The following is a 6235-nucleotide window of genomic DNA, read 5'->3' as shown; positions in this document are numbered from 1 at the left end:
TTTTACGCTTACAATGGATGTGCTGAATTAGTGCCAAAATATCCGCCGCCATTTGTTCCAAGATGTTTAATAGATTCTAATGATGCAACAGGGCCTCTTGTTATGGTTTGTTTAGCCCCTTCCAGTGTGGTAGCATTCACCGCACCATGCAATGTCTCAGGCGATCCTTGAAACACTAAAAATAAGGCAACAATAAAAGCGAATGGCAAGAAAACACGAGTGAGGGATCGTACCAAATCAATATAAAAGTTTCCAAGATTATTTTGTTTTGCTATTAAACCACGAATAAAGGCAATCGCCACTGCAAATCCCGTCGCAGCTGAGGTAAACATTGGGAATGTAATGGCCATCATCTGTGAGAAGTACGAGAGTGAATTTTCTCCGCTATATGCTTGCCAGTTTGTATTTGTAATAAATGATGCTGCCGTATTAAAAGCTAATGCCGGCGACATATTATCAATCTTATCCGGATTTAACGGCAAAAATTTTTGTGTTCTAAATACGATATACATGAACATCATCATGATAAAGTTCGTGAGCAGCATAGCAATAACATACTTTTTCCAACCCATCGGTTCATTTTCTTTTATACCGATGAGTCGATATACCGCACGTTCCAGCGGCCCAAAGAACCGATCCAATCCCGTTTTTTCGTAATCAAAAACTTTAACTAAGTAAATACCCACTGGTTTTACCAATAGAAAAATAATGACCAGCGTCACGATGATCTGCAATACACCCATTTCCATTTTTCTATATCCCCCAAGCCCCTGAAGAAATCAGGGTAGTTAAAATTTTTCCGGTTTCATCAGTACATAGCTTAGATAAATAATCATTGCGATTGAAATCAATCCCATAGCAACCATTGAAGTTACCCCCTATGCTTTTTCGCTAAATTGGGTGAAAACCCAAAATGCCACAAATGAGATCATGATCATACCAATAGACATCATATCGTTGTTAAACATACTTACCCTCCATCCTCACGTTTAGATTCATTCTACTTTAGTATTAGGTAAAAATAGGGTAAAAATACCGTGCAAAGGTGTAAAAAAAGTATAAAAATCCCTGGGGGAAACCCTTCCTTTTAAATAGTGAAGAAATCATTGGAGTTCTCCACCTGTCGCAATTTTTATAAATACATCCTGATCGAACGAATCCCGCTGCAGTTCTCCTGCAATCGTATGATCGCGCATGACATATACACGATCACTCATCCCCAATAATTCAGGCAAATCAGAAGAAATTAGAAGAATGGCATTTCCTTCTGCCACAATTTGATTCATCAACCGGTAAATTTCCTGCTTTGCCCCTACATCTATCCCCCGGGTTGGTTCATCCAAAATAAAGAGTGATGGTTCTGTCGCCATCCATTTGGCTAAAACAACCTTTTGCTGGTTTCCCCCACTCAATCTGCATGCCTCTTGGTCCATGGAGTGCGATTTTATTCTTAATTTCGTGATCATCGAATTTACGAGCGTTTTCTCTTTGCTGCTTTCGATAAATCCAAATTTTGAACGTTGTTTTAATGTTGGCAAGGAAATATTCTCGCGAATTCCAGCTGATAACACCAATCCTTGTTGTTTTCGGTCTTCTGTTGCAAAGGCAATCCCTTTTTTGATGGCTTCTACAGGACTCTTAAAGTTGCACACTTGTTGTTTCCAAACTAAATTTCCTTTTGTTTTTCGGTCAACACCGAAGATGATGCGGGCCACTTCCGTACGTCCTGATCCCATTAGTCCACCAATTCCGACAATTTCACCGGCCCGTATATTCAGTGTAATATGATGAACATGCGCTGATGATACGTTTTCAAGCCGAAGAATTTCCTCACCAACTGAAGCTTGTTCTTTCGGATACCTTTCAGTGACACTTCGTCCGACCATCAAAGAAACTAATTGATGTTCTGTTGCATCTTTGATCATCCTTGTGTCAATGTATTGACCATCCCTCATAACTGTTACCCTATCAACAATGGAGAATAATTCTTCCATCCGGTGGGAAATATAGATAATGCCGACATTTGATGCCTTTAAAGATTGAATAATATCAAACAAACGCTCTGTTTCGAGGTCTGTCAGGGCTGCCGTTGGTTCATCCATAATCAAATAACGGACATCCATTAATAAAGCTTTCGCAATTTCCACCAGTTGCTGCTCACCGACACTCAATTCTTTTACGAGCGTATTGGGGTCCTTTTTTAACATGAGCCGCTGCAGAACCTCATTTGTGCGTTCTCGAAGTTTGGTTCGATCAATGAATCCCATTTTAGAGAATATCTTTTCACGACCAATCAATAAGTTCTCTGCGATACTCAAACTTGGAAATAAACTAATTTCCTGATGGATCATTTCAATCCCATAATTCCTGGCATCATGAATGGAATGAAGCGTAAGCGGCTGGCCATCGATTTTTACTGTTCCGCTATCAGGTGAATATACACCCGTCAATATTTTCATAAGTGTAGATTTTCCGGCCCCATTTTCACCTAACAATGCATGTACTTCTCCGGGGTAAATATCTAATTTAACATTTTTTAAAACAGATACTCCGGAAAACGATTTATTTATACCTTCCAGCTGGAGTAAACCACTCATTTGAATCCCTCCTAAAAGGGTACACCTGCAACCAAGATTACATTAGCATAAGGTGTCCATTCTCCCGTTCGAATAATCGTGACGGCCCGTTCACTGATTTTCTTAAAATTTGTATGTTCCACGATCTCATATGGCTTATCTACGATTTGCTGCACACGGTTCAACAACGTTGGATTTGTTTCCTGAAGTTCTGTTGCCACCACATATGATTCAATAACCAGTTCTTCAGCAACTGTCTTCAAGACGTCTTCAAACGAAACGGTTCCAGGTCGCAATGCCAGGTCAACCAGATGAACACCTGAAGGAATTGGCAACCCATTATCGGCAATGACCAACATGTCACCGTGTCCCATTGCCGCTATAATTTTGCTTAATTCACTGTGCAATAATCCTGCTTTTTTCACGGAAGTTTCACCCCAATCGCCTCCAGTTCCTCAATTTTTGGAAATGAAGACTGAGCACCTTTTCGAGTTGTTGAATAAGCAGCTGCTTGATTAGCGAAGCGGACTGCTTCTAAAAGACCTACACCTGAACTATGGGCTACTGCAAAAGCAGCCACAAACGTATCACCTGCACCGACAGTATCAATGGCTTTTACTTTAGCAGCTTCTACATGGTGAGTGGAATCCTTCTTATGCACCAATACACCTTGTGCACCGCGGGTTTCAAGCACAAATTGAATTCCTAGCTCATACAGCTTTTCCAGTGTAAAGCCCTTGTCATGGAGTTTTTCAAGTTCAGTTTGATTTGGTACTAATATATCGACATGCTGCAAAAATTCAACAGGCAGATCACACATTGGTGCAGGATTTAGAATGACCGGAACTCCTGCGTCATGTGCAATTTTAGCAGCCTTTTCAGCGGATTCTAATGGAATTTCCAACTGCAGCAGCAGTGCATCCGCTTGTTTAATTTTTTCAATATCTATTTGTTCGAACAAATCTGGAGTAAACTTTGCATTGGCACCCGGAATGACGATAATCTCATTCTCACTTGAATCCTCTACTAAAATGAAGGCCATTCCTGTAGGGGCATCTTGAATGGTGATTATGTCAGATGTAGATACACCGGCATTTGCTAAAGAATCTTTTAGTAGATTGCTGTAGGAATCGGACCCTAAGCAGCCAACCATCGTTACCATCGCGCCAAGTCTGCTGGCAGCAACCGCCTGATTCGCTCCTTTTCCCCCGGGATATAGCTTGAAATCATGAGACAAAATGGTTTGCCCAGGATGTGGTAATGTTTCCACATATGCTGTTAAATCAGCATTTAAGCTTCCAACCACCGTAATCTTCGGAATTTTCCTTGTCATTTTTCAAATGCTCCTTTTACTACATGATTACTAATACAATTTTCTAAGATTGTGGTAACGTTTCCACATTATCAATTAAAAAAATACCAACTACTGCAATTCTTGACTTTTGATTTTTTCCTTTAAATCTTGCATAATCATTGGTATAAACTTTCTTAAAAAAATATTTTTTGTCCTATTATTTTATCCATTTCGTAGATGCACGAACAAGCAGTTCAAAATTGAATACCTCTTTGATTCGTCGCTTGCCGGGATTCACAATCTCATCCAAGAGCAAATGGCATGCTCTTCTTCCCATCTCATAACCCGGTTGAAAGATCGTGGTTAAAGACGGTGAAGTATATGCGCTTGAGCCAATCCCATCAAAACCAACAATACCTAAGTCAACGCCACCTTTGATTCCGATTTTTTCACATGCTTGTATTACACCAATCGCCATCAGATCATTACCCGCAAAAATAGCATCAGGTCGTGAATCTCCTTGCTGTTCAAGCACTTTCAATGCAGATTCATATCCACCACTTGTCCTGAAGTCTGATTCTATAATTTGCGGTTCATGATAATTAAACTCACGAACAGCTTTCTTATATCCTGATAATCGGGCATTTGCTGATCTGACACTAGGTGGTCCGCTTATATGTACTACTCGTTTATATCCTTCTTCATATAAATGTTTTGTGGCTGTATAAGCTCCAAATTCATTGTCCACCCATACAGAATGACCTGCATGGACCATTTCCCGGTCTACCGATACAAACGGCATCTTACCGATTACCTTCAGCAAATCACTTTCCTCACTGTGACTTCCAACTAAAACCACACCTTCACATCTCTTTTCAATTAACAAAGACAAGTACATGGTTTCGCGTTCGACTTTCCAATCCGAATTGCAAAGGATGACATTATAATTATTTGCAATAGCTTCATCTTCCACTCCTCGGGCAATGTCAGGAAAAAATGGATTTGAAATATCGGGGATCACCAACCCAATGGTATAAGTTTTGCCACTTACCAGACCTCGTGCTATATTACTTGGTCGAAATCCTAGATTTTCCATGGCATTGATAACATTTTTTCTAGTTTCAGCATTTACATAGCCGTTGTCATTGATAACACGGGAAACCGTGCTAACAGAAACACCTGCTAGTCGTGCTACATCTTTTATTGTAGCCATGTTCATCCCCTTGTATGGTAACGTTTTCATATAAATCTTATACCCATGTAGAATAGCTGTCAACTACTTTTTACTGTTGTCTGTCAGCTGCGAAATTAAATAATTGATTAGTGCTGGTTTCTAGTAGCAGTATGGTAAACGACACAAAGAGTTAGGACAATTGAAATGCTTGAAAAGTCGCATCATTACTTCATGACAATTTACAGTGCTTGTCACTTCCTGACTTGTGTTGATTAATTTGACAAAGTATAGGTGGTGAAGCACTTATTCCTTTAGGTAAGTAAGCAATAGCAAATTTTAGAGGCAAAAAGGGCTTAGTCATTTGGTTTAAAGAAGTAATGGATGGGGTATCGTAAATTTTTAGTCCCCCTTTTGGTGCAGTTTTGATACCTGCGACTTACCACAAATTAGCAATCCATCATTGAATCAAACTCTCACTCGATAAATTTTGACATGTTCCACGTGAAACTTTTCAACAAATAATCCGTCACCTTCCTGCAAAACGGGAAATACGAATTCTTTTGGCACAGAAAAGTCAAAAATCAATTTCATGAATGGTGTAAAAGTCCTCCATACTTTACAAAGGAAAAAAGCAGCCAAATAATATTGATATTTGGTTAACTGGCTTTTAACTGACGATTTAAAACATATTCCCTTACGGGGTGCTGATGGAACTTTCCACCTTATATGATGTGATTAAGGTCACTTCGCACATTAATAATCAGCACTATGATAAAAATACGTGAGAAAAGTTAGAATGCGAATTAAGGAGGACCATCATGGAAAAGAAATCAATTAAGGCATACCAGGAGTTTAGTGAGAAAAGGTTTACAAAACGAGTTATTTTTAATAATGGCAATAGTACAGCATTTGTTCTAAACTTCTTGCCTGGACAAATGCTGCCTGCTCACAAACACCCAGACGCAGAGGTCTATCTGTTTGTAGTGTCCGGAAAAGGAACCATGATCATTGACGGTCGGGAATTAGAGGTAACAGAAACGGATTTAATCCATACGAGCGGTGATGAAGAACTTTCTTTTTTCAATACAAGTAATGATGGGGTTAGTTTGTATGTAGTGTTAAATAAGCTTTCCAAATAAAGAAGAAAAAGAGAGTAAAATGGTACCTGTAGGTAGGACACTCGAAAAAAAG

7 protein-coding genes are annotated in these 6235 nt (G+C 39.4%); 1 reads left to right on the top strand and 6 read right to left on the bottom strand.

Features of this window, described 5'->3' with window-relative positions:
• Positions 1 to 8: 8 nt before the first annotated feature.
• From BFU02S_RS14265 to BFU02S_RS14245, 6 genes are all read right to left on the bottom strand, one after another.
• Positions 9 to 749 (bottom strand): potassium-transporting ATPase subunit KdpA, encoded by a 741-nt coding sequence (locus BFU02S_RS14265; RefSeq protein ID WP_084361139.1) that lies wholly within the window; start codon positions 747 to 749, stop codon positions 9 to 11.
• A gap of 39 nt (positions 750 to 788) precedes the next feature.
• Entirely contained in the window at positions 789 to 857 is a 69-nt protein-coding gene (locus BFU02S_RS17745; protein WP_369690708.1) for a potassium-transporting ATPase subunit F, read from the bottom strand.
• Positions 858 to 1103: 246 nt separating this feature from the next.
• Positions 1104 to 2597 (bottom strand): sugar ABC transporter ATP-binding protein, encoded by a 1494-nt coding sequence (locus BFU02S_RS14260; protein ID WP_066371955.1) that lies wholly within the window; start codon positions 2595 to 2597, stop codon positions 1104 to 1106.
• Between the two features lie 11 nt (positions 2598 to 2608).
• The gene (gene rbsD / locus BFU02S_RS14255) at positions 2609 to 3001 is read right to left on the bottom strand and encodes a D-ribose pyranase (RefSeq protein WP_066371953.1); all 393 of its coding nucleotides are present in this window, start codon (positions 2999 to 3001) and stop codon (positions 2609 to 2611) included.
• Positions 2998 to 3909: a ribokinase gene (gene rbsK / locus BFU02S_RS14250; RefSeq protein ID WP_066371952.1), complete on the bottom strand. Its 912-nt coding sequence runs from the start codon at positions 3907 to 3909 to the stop codon at positions 2998 to 3000. The genes rbsD and rbsK overlap by 4 nt, the downstream gene beginning before the upstream one ends.
• 178 nt (positions 3910 to 4087) lie before the next feature.
• Entirely contained in the window at positions 4088 to 5083 is a 996-nt protein-coding gene (locus tag BFU02S_RS14245; protein WP_066371951.1) for a LacI family DNA-binding transcriptional regulator, read from the bottom strand.
• A gap of 779 nt (positions 5084 to 5862) precedes the next feature.
• On the opposite strand from BFU02S_RS14245, the gene BFU02S_RS14240 reads away from it, so the two are divergent.
• Complete coding sequence (locus BFU02S_RS14240; RefSeq protein ID WP_066371950.1) at positions 5863 to 6183, top strand: cupin domain-containing protein; 321 nt, start codon at positions 5863 to 5865, stop codon at positions 6181 to 6183.
• Positions 6184 to 6235 lie beyond the last annotated feature (52 nt).

It is taken from the genome of Neobacillus fumarioli NBRC 102428 (assembly GCF_001591485.1).
Lineage (GTDB): Bacteria > Bacillota > Bacilli > Bacillales > Cytobacillaceae > Neobacillus > Neobacillus fumarioli.
The sequence above is the reverse complement of the archived record's forward strand: the minus strand, read 5'-3'. Positions and strand labels throughout refer to the sequence as shown.

Coding starts and splice junctions, on each gene's coding strand:
- BFU02S_RS14265 (WP_084361139.1), bottom strand. CDS start 749: ATGGAAATGGGTGTATTGCAGATCATCGTGACGCTGGTCATTATTTTT.
- BFU02S_RS14260 (WP_066371955.1), bottom strand. CDS start 2,597: ATGAGTGGTTTACTCCAGCTGGAAGGTATAAATAAATCGTTTTCCGGA.
- rbsK (WP_066371952.1), bottom strand. CDS start 3,909: ATGACAAGGAAAATTCCGAAGATTACGGTGGTTGGAAGCTTAAATGCT.
- BFU02S_RS14245 (WP_066371951.1), bottom strand. CDS start 5,083: ATGGCTACAATAAAAGATGTAGCACGACTAGCAGGTGTTTCTGTTAGC.
- BFU02S_RS14240 (WP_066371950.1), top strand. CDS start 5,863: ATGGAAAAGAAATCAATTAAGGCATACCAGGAGTTTAGTGAGAAAAGG.